15 protein-coding genes are annotated in these 15,811 nt (G+C 51.9%); 3 read left to right on the plus strand and 12 right to left on the minus strand.

Annotated elements, in window-relative coordinates:
* Positions 1-29 precede the first annotated feature (29 nt).
* Complete coding sequence (dhaL, locus tag LG198_RS13655; protein ID WP_230343729.1) at positions 30-665, minus strand: dihydroxyacetone kinase subunit DhaL; 636 nt, start codon at positions 663-665, stop codon at positions 30-32.
* Positions 662-1,345, minus strand: a complete 684-nt coding sequence (rpiA, locus tag LG198_RS13660) for a ribose-5-phosphate isomerase RpiA (protein ID WP_230343730.1) — start codon at positions 1,343-1,345, stop codon at positions 662-664. The genes dhaL and rpiA overlap by 4 nt, the downstream gene beginning before the upstream one ends.
* Before the next feature lie 82 nt (positions 1,346-1,427).
* Between rpiA and LG198_RS13665 the strand changes: the two genes are divergently transcribed.
* On the plus strand, positions 1,428-2,210 hold the full coding sequence (locus tag LG198_RS13665) for a TrmH family RNA methyltransferase (RefSeq protein WP_230343731.1): 783 nt from the start codon (positions 1,428-1,430) through the stop codon (positions 2,208-2,210).
* Between the two features lie 21 nt (positions 2,211-2,231).
* Here the strand turns inward: LG198_RS13665 and hslO are convergent, their stop codons facing one another.
* The gene (gene hslO / locus LG198_RS13670; protein WP_230343732.1) at positions 2,232-3,113 is read right to left on the minus strand and encodes an Hsp33 family molecular chaperone HslO; all 882 of its coding nucleotides are present in this window, start codon (positions 3,111-3,113) and stop codon (positions 2,232-2,234) included.
* A 157-nt stretch (positions 3,114-3,270) separates the two neighbouring features.
* On the opposite strand from hslO, the gene LG198_RS13675 reads away from it, so the two are divergent.
* Positions 3,271-4,932: a sensor domain-containing diguanylate cyclase gene (locus tag LG198_RS13675; protein ID WP_230343733.1), complete on the plus strand. Its 1,662-nt coding sequence runs from the start codon at positions 3,271-3,273 to the stop codon at positions 4,930-4,932.
* A 7-nt stretch (positions 4,933-4,939) separates the two neighbouring features.
* Here the strand turns inward: LG198_RS13675 and gluQRS are convergent, their stop codons facing one another.
* From gluQRS to LG198_RS13690, 3 genes are read right to left on the minus strand one after another with little or no spacing between them, the layout of a single operon-like run.
* Entirely contained in the window at positions 4,940-5,848 is a 909-nt protein-coding gene (gene gluQRS, locus LG198_RS13680; protein WP_230343734.1) for a tRNA glutamyl-Q(34) synthetase GluQRS, read from the minus strand.
* Positions 5,849-5,853: 5 nt separating this feature from the next.
* Positions 5,854-6,180 carry a DUF3301 domain-containing protein gene (locus LG198_RS13685; RefSeq protein WP_230343735.1) on the minus strand — a complete coding sequence of 109 codons (327 nt, stop codon included), beginning with the start codon at positions 6,178-6,180 and terminating at the stop codon, positions 5,854-5,856.
* Positions 6,180-7,352 carry a PilT/PilU family type 4a pilus ATPase gene (locus LG198_RS13690; RefSeq protein WP_230343736.1) on the minus strand — a complete coding sequence of 391 codons (1,173 nt, stop codon included), beginning with the start codon at positions 7,350-7,352 and terminating at the stop codon, positions 6,180-6,182. The genes LG198_RS13685 and LG198_RS13690 overlap by 1 nt, the downstream gene beginning before the upstream one ends.
* 244 nt (positions 7,353-7,596) lie before the next feature.
* Here LG198_RS13690 and LG198_RS13695 point away from each other — a divergent pair, with 244 nt between their 5' ends.
* Positions 7,597-8,268: a hypothetical protein gene (locus tag LG198_RS13695; RefSeq protein WP_230343737.1), complete on the plus strand. Its 672-nt coding sequence runs from the start codon at positions 7,597-7,599 to the stop codon at positions 8,266-8,268.
* A 136-nt stretch (positions 8,269-8,404) separates the two neighbouring features.
* Here LG198_RS13695 and pap read toward each other — a convergent pair whose 3' ends face one another.
* The 6 genes from pap to LG198_RS13720 all read right to left on the minus strand — a co-directional run bounded on the left by pap (position 8,405) and on the right by LG198_RS13720 (position 15,792).
* A complete protein-coding gene (pap, locus tag LG198_RS13700) occupies positions 8,405-9,895 on the minus strand; it encodes a polyphosphate:AMP phosphotransferase (protein ID WP_230343738.1) in 1,491 nt (496 codons plus the stop codon).
* Between the two features lie 188 nt (positions 9,896-10,083).
* Positions 10,084-13,287, minus strand: coding sequence for a type I restriction endonuclease subunit R (locus LG198_RS13705; protein ID WP_230343739.1), 3,204 nt, complete (start codon positions 13,285-13,287; stop codon positions 10,084-10,086).
* 4 nt (positions 13,288-13,291) lie between these two features.
* Complete coding sequence (rhuM, locus tag LG198_RS14350) at positions 13,292-13,756, minus strand: RhuM family protein (RefSeq protein WP_268866872.1); 465 nt, start codon at positions 13,754-13,756, stop codon at positions 13,292-13,294.
* A 28-nt stretch (positions 13,757-13,784) separates the two neighbouring features.
* Complete coding sequence (locus LG198_RS14355) at positions 13,785-14,309, minus strand: virulence RhuM family protein (protein ID WP_268866873.1); 525 nt, start codon at positions 14,307-14,309, stop codon at positions 13,785-13,787.
* A gap of 26 nt (positions 14,310-14,335) precedes the next feature.
* Positions 14,336-14,887 carry a hypothetical protein gene (locus LG198_RS13715; protein ID WP_230343740.1) on the minus strand — a complete coding sequence of 184 codons (552 nt, stop codon included), beginning with the start codon at positions 14,885-14,887 and terminating at the stop codon, positions 14,336-14,338.
* 2 nt (positions 14,888-14,889) lie between these two features.
* Complete coding sequence (locus LG198_RS13720) at positions 14,890-15,792, minus strand: hypothetical protein (protein ID WP_230343741.1); 903 nt, start codon at positions 15,790-15,792, stop codon at positions 14,890-14,892.
* Positions 15,793-15,811 lie beyond the last annotated feature (19 nt).

Consider the following 15,811-nt stretch of genomic DNA (forward strand, 5'->3'; position numbering starts at 1 on the left):
CGTTACATTTAGGCATTTAAACCTTGGCTTCAGCCAATTTGTTGTTTTGCGAGGTCGGCGATGGTGTGGATGATGATCTGGCTGCTGCGCGCGCCAGGATCGATATGGCCGATAGCGCGCTCGCCGAGGAAGGCGGCGCGGCCCTTGGTGGCGATCATGTCGCGGGTGGACAGCATGCCTGCTTCCGCTGCTTGCTGGATGGCGTCGAATATCTCGACTGGGGCAGCGTTGGCCGCAGTCAATCGGCCAAAGGTTTCTGCGACAGGGATCAGGGTGTCGAGCATGGTTTTCTCACCGGCGCCGGCTTTGCCGCGCTGCTTGATTGCCTCCACGCTGGCACTGAAGGCGGCAGCGATTTCGGTCAGGCTGCTGATATTGCCTGCCTTTTCAACCTTGGCCAGGGTAGTGAAAAATGTGGCAAATAGCGGGCCGGATGCGCCGCCGATGGTGGAAAGCAGCTTCATGCCGATACGTTGCAATGCATCTGCGGGAGGTAGCGGGGCCAGTTCGTCATGCATGGCGAGCAGGGCTGCACAGCCGCGCTTGAGGTTGATGAAGTGGTCGCCGTCGCCAATTTCCCGGTCTAATGATTCCAGCTCGGCTTCGCTGTTCAGCAGGGCATTGTTCACTGCCTCGATGGCTTCAAGAATAAATTCGGTTCTCATGGGTTCTTCCAGATTTCTTCCACTTGTCCGTTGTCTGCTATAAACACTGCATCGGCAAGCTCATCAAATACACCGTGCTCGACGATGCCGGGGATATTGTTGAGCAACTGGTTGAGTTCGCCGCTATTGAGCGCTTTCGGCAGCTGGAGTTCGAGTACCAGGCTGCCGTATGAGGTGATGGCCCAGCCGTCCTTGGCGGCATTCTGGCGCAGGCTGACTGTGATGCCCAGGCTTTCCAGCGAGGTTTTGACCAGTTGCCAGGCAAATGGCATGACTTCCACCGGGATGGGGAATTTCTCGCCCAGGTGGCTGACCAGCTTGCTTTTGTCGGCGAGGACGATAAAGCGGTCGCTGGCACGCGCAAGCAGCTTTTCGCGGACGAGGTCGTAACCCCTGCCTTTGAGCAGAGCCAGCGATGGCGTGATTTCATCAGCGCCGTCGACATAGAGGTCGAGCTTGCGCAGATGCTCTAGCGCCACTAGCGGCAGTCCTTGTTCCTGTGCCTGCAGTGCGCTGGCCACCGAGCTGGAGGCTGTCGTGATGCGTAGGCCTTGCTCGCGATGGCGGCGGGCGAGTTCCTCGATAAAGTAGTTGGCGGTAGAGCCTGTGCCCAGGCCTACGATCATGCCGTCTTGAACCTGGCGCGCGGCCTGGATGGCGACCAGTTGCTTGTCGTTCATGGGTTTCTCCTCTGTTTTGGGGCGGGCGCTTGCTGCTTAATCGGGTAAAATGGCCCGCATCTCAAGCTGTGTGCGATTTCTCATGACATTTAAACATATCACCTCCCGCGATAACAGCCTGTTCAAACAATTGAAACGGCTGGCCGACAATGCCCGCGAACGCCGGAAAAGCAATGAGACCCTGCTGGACGGCGTTCATTTGCTGCAGGCGTATATCGAGCAGTTTGGTCTGCCCAAACTGCTGATTACCGCCGAGGGAGAATCCACTTATGAGGTGGCGGCGCTGTTGCAGGAGTTGTCGGATGTGCCCACGGTGATGTTCACGACACTGATGTTTGCGGAGTTATCCCCAGTCGCGACGCCTACTGGCATCCTTGCCTTGGTAGATATTCCACAATTGCCCGTGCCTGAAAAGCCGGATTTTCTCTTGCTGCTGGAGGATATCCAGGATCCGGGCAATCTCGGCAGCATATTGCGTTCGGCTGCTGCGGCAGGCGTTGAGGGCGTATATCTGTCGCCGGGCTGTACCGATGCGTGGTCACCCAAGGCATTACGCGGCGGGCAGGGTGCCCAGTTTGTTGTGCCGGTTGTAGAGCGTGCCGACTTGGTGCCGGTGTTGCAGGATTTTGAAGGTCAAACCCTTGCGACTACGTTGGCTGGCGAGTCGCTATACGAACTGGATTTGGCGCAGCCGACAGCATTTGTGGTGGGCAATGAAGGAGCGGGATTGACTGAGGCTGTGATTGCCGCCGCCCGCCGCCAGGTAAGTATTCCGATGGCAGGCCAGGTAGAGTCGCTCAATGCGGCTGCGGCAACGGCGGTATGCCTGTTTGAACGCAGCCGGCAGAAAGCAAGCCGGGTTTGAGTCTGGCCGCCTGTGGCCTATCTAGTGGCGCACATCGTTGCCGGGCAGCACGATTTCGCTAGCGAATAGCTGCTCGGCATCTATCTGGTCAAAGTGATATTCCGCATTGCAGAAATCGCAATTAATATCAATGGTGTGCTGTTCGGCCAGGATATCGGCGACTTCCTCTTCACCCAGCATGCGCAGCATGTTGCCCACGCTTTCACGCGAGCAACTGCAATGGAATTGCAGAAGCTGCTCTTTGTACAGCCGCACATCTTCTTCGTTGAACAGGCGTTTGATCAATGAAACAGCGGCCAGGGTGAGCAGCTCTTCATCCTGTACCGTGTCGGCCAATGTCGTGATCCGGTTCCATGCATCAGGGTCGGCAGCATCGGGCTGATCCGGCAGCTTTTGCAGCAGCATGCCGGCAGCGCTCTTGCCGTCACAGGCAAGCCACATGTGGGTATCGATCTGCTCCGAGCGCTGCATGTAGTTCTGTAATATTTCTGCAATGCTGTCGCCTTCGACCAGCACAATGCCTTGATAAGGCTGGCCGCCATCGCGCGGGTCCAGCGTAATGACGAAATGGCCTTCGCTGACCATGTCACCGAAGCTAATGTCGTTAAAATCTCCAGACCATTTTGCTGTTGCACGCAGTTTGAGGTCGGCCGTGCATTCCACCACCAGCAGCTTGAGCGGCCCCTTGCCCTGCACTTGCAGAACCAGTGTGCCACCTTGCAGCTTGAGAGTTGCGGCAAGCAGTGCGCTGGCCGCCATGAGCTCGCCCAAGGCTTTGCGCAAGATGGGGGGAAAGCCGTGGTGTTGCAAGGCCTGGGTAAAACTTTCGTCAAGGTGAACGATGTTGCCGCGTACGGGCGTGCTTTCAAAAATAAAACGGTGCAGTTGGTCGCTGATTTGCATGGAATCTCAAGGTGTGATGCATATTGCCAATAGGTGAATGATACCACTGCACCTGTGCGATGAAGCCGTTTTGCTTATGTGTGCCGTGAGGGCGTTTTTTTAAAATGATGATTTTTCTATATAATTTCATCACTAATAAAAAAGTCATGGAAACCTGGTGCCAAGAATCTTTCAGTCCTTCAATCTCCGTCAGCTTGCCTTTTTATTAATCGTGGCCATCGTGCCGTTATTTTTCTGGCTTTCGAGCAAGGTCACCCACGAGTTGGTGAATTCCCGTGCCTGGCTTGAGCATACTTATGGAGTACTGGAGCACTTGCATGGGTTGCGTGCCGAACTGGATACGTTGGAAATCGGGCGCAAAGGCTACTTTATCCGCAGGAATACCGAGCACCTGCAGCAATTCCACCAAGCGCGTTCGGGCATTCCGCAGCAGATTGCGGTGCTGCAAGGCATGACCCGCGACAATGCCTACCAACAGGCCCGTCTTGAGCAGTTGGACAAGACGGTTGCGCTCTTGCTGGAGGAAACGGCGAACAACATTGCCGAGCTCGAGGAAAACAATATTGCCTACCCGGCTTACAGCAACAAGGCGCTTCCCTTGCTTGAGCGCTCGCGTTTTGTGCTTGGCGAAATACATGCCCATGAAAATGCCGTGTTGAAAAGCCGCCTTGCAAACAGTGCCGGCAAGCAATCGCAACTTAGCCTCATGCTGGCGCTCATGGGGGTCAGTTTCTTGTTATTGCTGGGGTTTGTCCTGAACAATATGTATCGCGAAATCCGGCAGCGGCGCAAGGTTGAGGCTGGTTTGCTGGCAAGCCAGATGCAAAACCAGGAGACTGTGCACAACCTTTCCCTGATGGGCGAGATGAGCAACCTGTTGCAAGCCTGTTCCCAGGTGGACGAGTCGCTGGAGGTTATCCGGCAGTTTGCCATGCAGCTCTTGAATGCGGATGCAGGGGCAATTTACCTGTTCTGCGAATCTGGTAACCAGATCGAAGAAAAAATAAGCTGGGGCAATGAATTGAAGAGCGACCCCATATTCCAACCTGATGATTGCTGGGCTTTGCGCCGGGGAGAACCCCATATGACCGGCGGCACGCACGATTCATTGGCATGCCGTCATCAGCATGATGCAGCTGGGGCTTACAGCTTGTGCATCCCCATTGTTGCCCAGGGCAATGTGCTGGGTATCCTGCACCTGGAGAATCCCCAGGGCCATGCTCTGGATGAGGTCCAGCGCAAGCTTGCTTCCGCCCTGGCTAGCCAGGTGGCGCTGGCAATGGCGAGCATGAAGTTACGCGAAACCCTGCGCAACCTTTCTGTGCGCGACCCGTTGACCGGCTTGTTCAACCGCCGCTATATGGAGGAATCCCTGCAGCGCGAGCTGGCCATTGCACACCGCAAGCAACGCTCGCTGGGCGTCGTGATCCTCGACCTGGACCATTTCAAGACTTTCAATGATACCTTCGGCCACGATGCGGGGGATTGCCTGTTGCGCGAGGTCGGGGCGTTGCTGGTCTCGAGTTCGCGTTCCAGCGATATCGTATGCCGGTTCGGCGGCGAGGAGTTCTTGCTGATTTTCCCCGAGACTTCCGCCGAGATTGTCCTGGAGCGGACCGAACATTTGCGGCAGCTGATTTTCGCCTTGCAGCTCCAGCATTTCGGTCGGTCGCTGGGGCAAGTCTCGGCCTCGTTCGGCTTGGCATTCTTCCCTGAGCATGCGACTAGTGCTGAGGAGTTGCTGAGGCTTGCGGACAAGGCGCTTTATCGTGCCAAGGCGGCAGGCCGTAACCGTGTGGAAGTGGCGTCGGGGGCGTGAAAGCCCATCAAACCGTAATGGCGCGCTGACGTGGGATGCTGTTCGGCTGCCAGTGTTGCAGGGCCCATTGCCACAAATACGCATGGTTCTCTTTAAGTAAGTCTATCGGCGGAGACTGGCGCAGGAACGCTAGCACGTCCCATAAGTCCTTGGTTGTGTCACGGCTGTCCAGCGGTTGCGCCAGGGTCTGTTTGCTGAGTTTCTCACCTGCGGCATTAGCCGCGACCGGCACATGCAGGTATTCCGGGGTAGCGTAACCCAGCGCGTGTTGCAGGAAAATCTGCCGCGGCGTGGAATCCAGCAGGTCGGCGCCGCGCACGATATGCGTGATGCCTTGCATCTCGTCATCCACTACCACCGCGAGCTGGTAGGCAAACAAGCCATCGGCACGCTTTAGTATGAAGTCGCCGATGTCGCGCGATAGCACCTGGCCGATTTCACCTTGTACCGCATCATGGAAACTGATGGGCTGGTCATCTACCCTGATGCGCCAGGCGCGGGCGTTTTTGCCGGGCGATAGGCCATGGCGGCAAGTGCCGGGGTATACCAGGCCATCTATGCCGTGCGTGGCAGAGTCGGCAATTTCCTTGCGCGAGCATCCGCATGGATAGAGCAGGCCGTGCGTTGACAGGGTCTGCAGCGCATCCTGGTAATAGGCATCGCGCTGGCTCTGGTACAGCACTTCGCCATCCCATTCAAATCCGTATTGTTCCAGCGTGCGCAGGATCAGGCTGGCAGCGCCTGGCATTTGCCTGGGCAGGTCCAGGTCCTCGATGCGTACCAACCATTCGCCTTGCCTGGCACGGGCGTCGAGATAGCTTGCCACAGCGGCGATGAGCGAGCCGAAATGCAGCGGCCCGGTGGGCGAAGGGGCGAAGCGGCCCTTGGGGGTGCCGGTCGTAAACGCTTCAGTCATACTGCCTAGTGGAGAGGATTGGAGGGCACCGGCTGCAAATAGGGCGGAATGTGCCAGCTCTGCAAATGACGGCCAAGCATGACAAGCTCGCAGGAAAGACGGTCGCTGCCGCGGGCGCTAACCTCGAACTGGTAGGTGCGCTGCAACTGCATGCGGCCGCGGCTGTTGCGGCCAAACCAGACCTTGCTGCAGGAAACGGTTTCATCCAGCAGTTGCAGGTTCCAGCGTTCCGCCAATTCGCGTCCGCAGGCAATGGCCTGTTCGCGGCTGGCGATGCTGTCTATCCAGTACCAGGCGGCGATCACGGCGATAATGAGTAAATACAGTTCCATTATGGTTTCAGCCGGTCAGGTTGTTCTTCGGGCTCATCCTCGTGCAGGGAGAGTGTGTCAACGCGTGCGTTGTTGTCCTGCGCGGCGGCATTCTTGCCATGCAGCTTGAAGCGCAGGCGCAGTTCGTTAAAGGAATCGGCATTGCGCAAGGCGTCCTCTTCTGTGATGCGGCCTTCCTCGCACAACGTGAACAAGGCCTGGTCGAAGGTCTGCATGCCGAGCTCGACGGATTTGGCCATGGCATCCTTCACCATGCCGGTTTCACCCTTGAGGATGAGGTCGGCCACCAGCGGCGAGTTGAGCAGGATTTCGATCGCGGCGCAGCGTCCGCCGCCTTTTTTCGGCACCAGGCGCTGGGAAATGAAGCCGCGCAGGTTGAGCGAAAGGTCCATGTGCAGTTGCGCATGGCGCTCCTCGGGAAAGAAATTGATGATGCGGTCTATGGCCTGGTTGGCGCTGTTGGCGTGTAGCGTTGCCATGCACAAGTGGCCGGTCTCGGCGAACGCCAGGGCGAATTCCATGGTCTCGCGGTCACGGATTTCGCCGATGAGGATCACGTCGGGTGCCTGACGCAAGGTGTTCTTGAGCGCGCTGAACCAGTCGTTGGTGTCGCGCCCGACCTCGCGGTGCGTGATCAGGCAGTTTTTGCTTGCATGCACATACTCCACCGGGTCTTCCACGGTGATGATATGGCCATGGCTGTTTTCGTTGCGATAGTCGATCAGGGCAGCCAGGGTCGTGGACTTGCCCGAGCCGGTGCCGCCGACCAGAATCACCAGGCCGCGCTTGGCCGAGATGACCTCCTTGAGCACAGGCGGCAGGCCTAGGTCGTCAAAGCGTGGAATTTGCGTGGTAATGGTGCGCAGCACCATGCCGACCTTTTCCTGCTGGATGAACACGTTGACACGGAAGCGGCCTATCTCCTTGGGCCATATCGCGAAATTGCATTCCTTGCTCTGCTCGAACTCCAACCGCTGCTTCTCACTCATAAGTGCATAGGCGAAGGCCTTGGTATGCTCGCCGGTCAATTTCTGCTGGGTGACCGGCGTCATCTTGCCATCTATCTTCATGGCGGGCGGAAAGTCCGCAGAGATAAACAGGTCGGACGCTTTTTTCTCCAGTATGGAGCGCAGCAGCGTGTGCATATAGGCCAGGGCCTGTTCCTGATTCATGCCAAATCCAATCTGGGGATGTTGGTTAAAAGGCCATGAGGGCCTGTTGATGCTCCGTTTGCAGCCGCCATATTAAATGAGGATAAACTCGGCTGTCATTATGAGGTTTAAATATGCGGTCATGAATTTCTTATATCAAGGGGTAAAGTTAATTCAGCCAATGCCGATAATATGTTGATGCATGTTAAACCGTCCCCCCTGGATATTGTTTCTTTGACTGATTCCATCGAGTTGTGCCAAGCCAATGAATGATACCCGTGAACGTGAAGCCCTCAACGCCTATCTCAAGCTGCTCAAGAACAAAGGCGTTAACGATGAAGGGCTTAAACAACGAGAGCACTGGCTGCTTGAGCTTGTCCCCGCCATTACCGGCCAGCCTGCGGATGGCTTGATCTACCGCGAAGCCGTCGAGCAACTGTTGACCGAGGTGGAGCGCGAACAGTGGCCGTTTTTTCTGTCTGTGGTGCGCGAGTATTACCACTTCTGGAACTATGACATCAAGGCGATTGCTGCGTTGAATGCCGGACATGAGTTCGAACTGAATCCCGCCAAGTGGCAACCGGTGGAGCAAGACCTCAAGACGCTTTGGCAACGGCTGGATAATGAGAAGTTCGGCGTGGCCGACACCTGGCCGCTCAAGGCCTATAGCCACGCCTTGCGCCAGGAAGGCGCCGAACAGGCACTGGTGGATACGCGCGTGCGCCTCGTCAAGCTATTGCTGCTCAAACTCAGGGACGTCCCCGAGCGCGACCACAAGGTATACCGCCAGGCTGTGGATGCCACTGTGGGGATTTTCAGCATGAAACCTACCCAGAGGTTGTTTCTTTCCGTTGCACGGGAGTTCTATTATTTCTGGATCGGTGATCCGGATGCGGTAAGTCATATCCAGATCGAGCGGGCGGAGAATATTGCTTGAGCTTCTCAATATCAAGGGTTAGCGCAGCGAAGCCAAGTCGCTTTTGACTTTAGGATCCCCGTCTGTCTGAGCTGTTTGGCGCGGTCAAATGGGAAGGGAGGCCAAACCCATACTTGGCTTCGCTACGTTCCCCTTGTTACTTAAGCGAATCAAGCTTGCGATCCAGCTGTTCGTAAATTGTCTTGAGTATCTTGATGCGTGCGTATTTCTTGTCGTTGGATTCCACCAGCGTCCACGGGGCCTGCTCGGTGCTGGTGCGGTCTATCATGTCGCAGACGGCTTGTTGGTATTCATCCCATTTCTCGCGGTTGCGCCAGTCTTCATCGGTGATCTTGTAGCGCTTGAAGGTGGTTTCTTCACGTGACTTGAAGCGGGATAGCTGTTCGTCCTTGTCGATATGCAGCCAGAACTTTGCGAGCACGATGTCGTGGTTGATCAGTTGTTCTTCAAAGTCGTTGATTTCGGCATAAGCGCGCATCCAGTCTTGCGTGCTGCAAAAGCCTTCCACCCGTTCCACGAGCACGCGGCCATACCAGGTGCGGTCAAAGATCGTGACGCGCCCGCGCCTTGGCAGTTGGCGCCAGAAACGCCAGAGGTAGGGTTGCGCGCCTTCCTCATCGGTGGGGGCAGCGATTGGGATAATGCTGTAGATACGCGCATCCAGTGCCTGGGTGACACGACGGATCGCGCCGCCCTTGCCAGCCGCATCCACGCCTTCAAACGCCGCAATCACTGAAATCTGCTTGAATTTCTCATGCCGGGTGAGCAGGTTGAGTTTGCCTTGATACTCTTCCAGCTGGTCCTCGTAATCATCCTTGTCCAGGGATTTGCTCAGGTCCAGCGTATTCAGCACATTGAGGCCATCGACTGCCGCCAGCGCCAAGGCGGGCGCTGCCGCCTTGCGTGGGGGAGGGGTCTTGCTATCCAGGCGTTTGCGTATGGTTTCCAGCAAGTACTTGCCAGTAGTCAGGCTGCGGTAGTTGGCGTCAAAGCCCTCAACTACCATCCACGGAGCGTTGGCCGTGCTGGTTTCGCGCAAGATGTGTCCGGTGAGGGTGCGGAAGGCGTCGTAATGCTTGAGATGCTGCTTATCCTGCTCGGTGACGCGCCAGCGTGTCTTCGGGTTGGCTTCCAGCTCGGCAATCCGGTTTTTTTGCTGCTTCTTTGACAAATGGAACCAGAGCTTGATGACGAGCGCGCCTTCATCCGTAAGCATGCGCTCGAAATGCACGATATCGTTGAGATGACTGTCGAGCTTCTTGCGCAGTTTGCCGTCCAGGTTTTCCAGGATCGCTGAGGTATACCATGAGCCGAAGAAAATCCCGATCTTTCCCTTGGGCGGCAACTCGCGCCAAAAACGCCACATCGGGGGACGCTCTGCCTCGTCTTCCGTTGCGGGTCCGAAAGCACAAGTATGGATCAGGCGCGGGTCCATCCATTCATTAAGCAGGTTGGCCGTTTCGCCCTTGCCCGCACCGTCCACACCGCCGATCAGGATCACTACCGGAAAGTTCTTGGCTTCGGCCAAATCAAACTGTACGTCGAGCAATGCTTCGCGCAGGGCGGGAGTTTCCTTTTTATAGACTTCATCGGCAATGCTATGGCCTAGCTCGGCGGATTCGAACATGAGTGCGGCTTTCCAGGTTGAGGGTTAATTCATGGTGCATAAATTCCAGCTGGGTGTCAAAGCGCCCTCAAAGCAGCTACTTGCCATTCCGGTTTTGAGCCAGTTATTTTTTTTACACGCTGTCGTGCCGGGCTTGATCCGGCATGACAGAAGAGGAAGTGCAAGTCTTTCCACAGACTGACGGGTTCTCAGCGCTGTAATTCCGCAGCAATCAGTTCAGCCTGGCGTAATACGGTTTCTGTCGCTAGCAACTCCATATCGGGCGGATAGCCAAACTGGCGCAAAGTGCGTTTGACAATCACTTTCAGTTTTGCCTTCACACTTTCCTTGATGGTCCAGTCGATCGAGGCATTCTCGCGAACACGCTGCAAGAGCACAATGGCCAGCTCGCGCAGTTTTTCCTGCTGCATCAGCTCGCGTGCGCTGTTGTTGTTGGCAACCGCGGAGTAAAAGGCAAATTCCAGCGGGTTGAGCTTCAAGCGCTCAGGTTCATTGTCGCCATGCACAATTTCCTTGCTGACTTTAATCAGCTCTTCAATCAGCTCCGCTGCCGTGATGATTTTGTTCTGGTAGCGTTTGATTGAATTCTGCAGCATTTCCATCAAGCTGCGGCTTTGCACCAGATTGGTTTTCTCGCGGATTCTGATCTCTTCGGTCAATAGCTTTTTCAGCACTTCAAGTGCAATGTTCTTGTGCTGGTGGTTCTTGAGCTCCATCAGGAACTCATCGCTCAATATCGAAATATCAGGTTTTTTGATTCCTGCAGCATCAAACACATCAATCACCTGTTCGCTGACCAATGCTTGGTCAATCACCTGGCGTATCGTGGTTTCAAGGGCCTGGTCTGATTGGCTGCTATCTGCACTGTCAAACTTTGCAAGGCGTGCTTTCACTGCCTGGAAAAAAGCCACTTCATCCTTCACATCCATGGCCTGCTCATGCGGGATGGCAATGGCAAATGCTTGGGAGAGCAAGGTGACTTCGTTGATATAACGCTTTTTTCCATCTTCCAATCCGAGAATATGTTCCTCGGCAGCCAATATCAGCGATAGCTTCTGCGAAGTATCGGCATGGAAATAATTCTGGTAATAAAAGCCGTGATACAGGTTGGCGACGACTTCCAGCTTTTCCTGCATCAATTGCAATGCCTGTTCCTGCGCAATGGCCGGGTCACCCTTGCCGCCGGCATCTGAATAAAACGACAATGCCTGTTTCAAGTCTGCCGCGATACCCAGGTAATCCACCACCAAACCACCAGGCTTGTCTTTATACACGCGGTTCACGCGCGCAATGGCCTGCATCAGGTTGTGGCCCTTCATGGGCTTGTCGATATACAACGTATGCATGCTGGGCGCATCAAAGCCTGTCAGCCACATGTCACGCACAATGACCAATCTGAGCGGGTCTTCCGGGTCTTTCATGCGTTCTGCCAGTGCACGTCGCTGTTGTTTGGTGGTGTGGTGCTTGGCAAGCGCAGGCCCATCGCTGGAGGATGCCGTCATTACCACCTTGATGGCGCCTTGGTTCAAGTCGTCTGAATGCCATTCAGGTTTGAGTTTGATAATTTCGGCATATAATGCCGTCGCAATGCGGCGTGACATGCTCACAATCATGCCTTTGCCGGCAAATACCTCTTGCCGCTGTTCGAAATGCGTGACGATATCCTGCGCAATATTCCTGATGCGCTTTTCGCTTCCGATCAATGCCTCAATCTGGGTCCAGCGTGCCTTGGCCTGTTGTGTTTCGTTGAGGTCGTCCTGCGCCAGTTTTTCATCCAGCTCTGCCACCAGTTGGCGGCCTTCATCCGAGAGCTGCACCTTGGCCAAACGACTTTCGTAATAGATTCGGACTGTCGCCCCATCTTCCACTGCCTGGGCAATATCGTAAATATCCACATAATTGCCAAATACCGCCGGCGTATTCACATCGGTGCTTTCAATCGGCGTGCCGGTAAAGCCCAAGTAAGTGGCATTCGGCAAAGCATCGCGCATATATTTGGCAAAGCCATACACTATCTTTTGGCCGATGACTTCACCGGCTGCATTCTTATCTTCTACCGTTTTGGCCTTAAAGCCATATTGTGTGCGGTGCGCCTCATCGGCAATCACCACAATATTGCGGCGTTCCGATAAGGTTTCATACACATTGCCTTCCTCAGGCTGGAATTTCTGGATGGTGGTAAATATCACGCCGCCCGAAGCGACTTTGAGCAGCTCTTTAAGTTGCTGCCTGTCTTCCACCTGCTTAGGCTCCTGGCGCAATAACTGGCTGGATGCCGCAAACGTATCAAACAACTGGTCATCCAGATCATTACGGTCGGTAATCACCACAATGGTCGGGTTGTTCAGCGCCAGCACAATCTTGCCGGTGTAAAACACCATACTGAGTGATTTACCACTGCCTTGGGTATGCCACACTACGCCAGCCTTGCGGTCGCCTTTGGGCTGTGTGCTGACACTAGGCAAACCATAGCTGGCAGGGTCTTGTGCAACACTATTAGCTTCTGCTGATGCTCTTAAAGTGGAAATCACCGCCGCATTCACTGCGTAATACTGGTGATACGCTGCCAGCTTTTTAACTGTGCTGATACTGATCTGGCCTGTTTTGGTATCTTCTTTTGAGGACTTTTCAAACACGATAAAGTGGCGGATTAAATCCAGAAAAGTCGCTTTATTCAGCATACCGTCAATCAGCGTTTCAAGCTGACTGACAAGGTGCGAAGCTTCCGCTTTACCATCGGCGCTTTTCCAGGCCATAAAGCGGCTTAACCCTGCTGAAATACTGCCTGCTTTCGCTTCCAACCCATCCGAAACCACGACAAAGCCGTTGTAGGCAAACAAGCCGGGAATCGCCTGTTTGTAAGTTTCCAATTGTCGGTAGGCTGAAGTCAGTGTGGCGTTTTCATCTGCGGCATTTTTAAGCTCCATCACCACCAATGGCAAGCCATTCACAAATAGAATAATGTCAGGGCGTTTGTTCTGGTTGTTTTCAATAATGCTGAACTGATTTGCCACCACAAATTCGTTATTGTCGGGGTTGGCAAAATCCACCAGCCAAACCAGATCCCCACGTGTGTTGCCATCTTTTTGATAACTGATTTTCACGCCCCCGGTCAGCAAACGGTGAAATGCCTCATTATTGGCAAGTAGCTCAGGCGAACTAATACGCTGTATGGTTTTTATGGCTTCATCGAGTGCGGCAGCGGGCAGGGTAGGGTTGATGCGGGCAACCGCATGGCGCAGGCGACTATTTAATAATACGTCTGCAAAACTCTCGCGTTCTGGGTTTGCGCTGTCAGGTGCAACATCTGGCCCATAAATATAATCAAATCCAAGTGCTTGCAGGCGCTCGATGGCAAGGGTTTCAATAGCAGATTCTGTGAGCTTATGCAAAAGACTATTCTTTCGGTTCTTGTTTTTTTGATTTGCTTGGCTTCTTAAGCGCTTTTACCGTTTTATCAAAATCAGACACAAATTGTTTATCTTGCTCAACTCTAAAAAATTCATAAGCCTTTTCTGCTTTAAGCTTCGCCATTTCCGCACTTACTTTCCCCGCATCTTGAAAAATTGGATAGTTTGACAGCTCAAGAAATCCGTTTAAAAAGGTAATCCAATCAGCCATCTTCATCACAATCTGGCGCTCTGCACGATTTTCTGCCAAGTCTAAGTAGGCTGAAACGATCCGCCCTAATTCACGTATGTGTTGCTCAGATAGATAATTTTTTGCGACGGCCACATCACTTTTTAACACCTTGCCGTTTGGCGCATTCTTAAAAGTCATTAAGCCCATCTTAGGCTTTGAAGCATCCACAGACTGATAAATAATCTCAGCTGAAGTTTTGCCCGTAATCGCCCAGTGCAATTTGTTTTGCACCGTGGCAAAAAACTCTTTAGTTAACGGCGCGTTTTAATGCATAAATATCTGTGATTTTTTGATAGAACCTTCTCTCGCTGGCACGTATTTCCCTAATACGTTCAAGTAGCTCATCAAAATAATCTTTACCAAATACTTGTGAACCTTGTTTGAGGCGCTCATCATCCAACACAAAGCCTTTGATGATATATTCTTTAAGTGTTCGAGTTGCCCAAATGCGGAATTGTGTGGCTTCACGTGAGTTTACCCTATAGCCTACGGAGATAATCGCATCAAGATTGTAATACTGGGTCTTATAATTTTTGCCGTCTGCGGCAGTTGTTTCCAAAATGGAAATAACTGAATCTTCAACCAACTCATTGGTCTCAAAAATGTTTTTAAGGTGCTTATTGATGGCGGGCACACCCACCGCGAACAAATCTGCCATTGCTTTTTGTGTCAACCAAACAGTTTCACCACGCAATGCAACATTTAACTGAACATCACCACTAGGGGCTGTATATAAAATGAAATTGGTAGCCTGAATTTGTTGGTTATTCATTGATAGTCCTTTTACACGCTTTCACTTTAGTACCCCATTCCCAACTTTTGAGAAACGGTAGTCAGTTCATTCAACACTTGGTTTCGTGATAATTGCTTTTCAGTATCAATCAAATTCATTAAAAGCATATTTATCTGTCTGAAATTTTCATTTTGTTCATACAGTTTTTCAACTTGTTTTTCACCGTGAAATAAATTATTTATAAGCCTAAAAGCTATAAATAACAGAGCTTTTAACTTTTCTTCATTTGATGGATCTGCACTTGATAAGCAACCATACACCTTACTTTTAATTGGCTCTGAATTAAACTCAAAAGTACCAAAGTGATAAGTCGGCTGCCCATTTAAAACGTATCGATTTTTAAAGTAATTAAATACACTATCTAAAAGACTTTGGTTTACTTTCTGGTCATATTTTTCTGAATGATATTTTGGATGCCGTCTTATCTTGCCATCCCTGCCACACAGCTCTTTTTCATAAATGTTCCACACTAGGATAAAGTAGAAAATACTATGTAGTTTTGCGCCATCAATTTGATAATAAAACCTATTCTGCTCTAGCCAATTTTTTTTAATCATTTTTATTCTCCATCATCAAATAATGGCCGTTGGTCTTTTCCTTCTTTTTTCTTAAACCCTAACGGTCTCAGAGTGTAATTTGTTGAACCACTCTCTTTTATTGCATAAACCTTTCGTACTGAATAACTTCTACGTTTTTCATCACCAAACTCATCGAAAGTTGTAGTGACCTGTAATAAGCAACTCATTACAAAACCGTTAGCGAACTGATGCTGTCCATTGATGACTTCGTTCTTAAACCTTGCATCCCCCATACTAAAGTCAATCCTTTGTTCTTTATATGAACCGCGCCAGTTAAATGTGCCTTCTTTTAAAACTGGGGAAATAATCTCAATCTCGGCATCGTCATCTTCAGTAACTGTTTTGTCATCTACTAAAATAAAATCTTTAAATCGGCTCCGAGGTATAACAATCTCGTCTGTCTTTATGCTCAAGTTTTTAAAGCCAATCTTTTCTACTTTTTCATAACCGATAATTCTTGAGTAATAATTTGAAACATGCTTTTTAACCAGCTTATCTTCTAACGCTTTAGCAAACTTAGTTTCATAATCAAGCTCTTTTAGAGAATTGTCGAGTTGCAAACCTTTTAAGGTTTCCTCTTTGATTACGTCATCTGTTTTATTTTTTGTGAAATGGTGTTTAAGAATCTCATTGATAGCAGGTGACAAGAAAATTGCGACTGCGCTTAGACTCGGAATAATTAGGTTTAATGTTTCAATTAAACCTCCCTCATTAAACGCTTCAGTTTCAATTTCAGCGGTTACATCTGATAACTCTAAAATTCTTTTTACTGCCTCTAGCAAATCTTTCTCAGCTCGATTTCTGACAAATGCATTCATTGAGTGACTTTCGTCATCAAAGTAATAATGGACTTGAAATTGCTGAGACAGATTTTCTTCAGACATCTTTTATCCTTACTTCATC

The sequence above is a fragment of the Methylobacillus arboreus genome, from assembly GCF_020532725.1.
Taxonomy (GTDB): domain Bacteria; phylum Pseudomonadota; class Gammaproteobacteria; order Burkholderiales; family Methylophilaceae; genus Methylobacillus; species Methylobacillus arboreus.

Bases quoted from the DNA above. Each gene is read 5' to 3' on its own strand.
- dhaL (WP_230343729.1), bottom strand. From the start codon at position 665: ATGAGAACCGAATTTATTCTTGAAGCCATCGAGGCAGTGAACAATGCC.
- rpiA (WP_230343730.1), bottom strand. From the start codon at position 1,345: ATGAACGACAAGCAACTGGTCGCCATCCAGGCCGCGCGCCAGGTTCAA.
- LG198_RS13665 (WP_230343731.1), top strand. From the start codon at position 1,428: ATGACATTTAAACATATCACCTCCCGCGATAACAGCCTGTTCAAACAA.
- hslO (WP_230343732.1), bottom strand. From the start codon at position 3,113: ATGCAAATCAGCGACCAACTGCACCGTTTTATTTTTGAAAGCACGCCC.
- gluQRS (WP_230343734.1), bottom strand. From the start codon at position 5,848: ATGACTGAAGCGTTTACGACCGGCACCCCCAAGGGCCGCTTCGCCCCT.
- LG198_RS13685 (WP_230343735.1), bottom strand. From the start codon at position 6,180: ATGGAACTGTATTTACTCATTATCGCCGTGATCGCCGCCTGGTACTGG.
- LG198_RS13690 (WP_230343736.1), bottom strand. From the start codon at position 7,352: ATGAATCAGGAACAGGCCCTGGCCTATATGCACACGCTGCTGCGCTCC.
- LG198_RS13695 (WP_230343737.1), top strand. From the start codon at position 7,597: ATGAATGATACCCGTGAACGTGAAGCCCTCAACGCCTATCTCAAGCTG.
- pap (WP_230343738.1), bottom strand. From the start codon at position 9,895: ATGTTCGAATCCGCCGAGCTAGGCCATAGCATTGCCGATGAAGTCTAT.
- LG198_RS14355 (WP_268866873.1), bottom strand. From the start codon at position 14,309: ATGAATAACCAACAAATTCAGGCTACCAATTTCATTTTATATACAGCC.
- LG198_RS13715 (WP_230343740.1), bottom strand. From the start codon at position 14,887: ATGATTAAAAAAAATTGGCTAGAGCAGAATAGGTTTTATTATCAAATT.
- LG198_RS13720 (WP_230343741.1), bottom strand. From the start codon at position 15,792: ATGTCTGAAGAAAATCTGTCTCAGCAATTTCAAGTCCATTATTACTTT.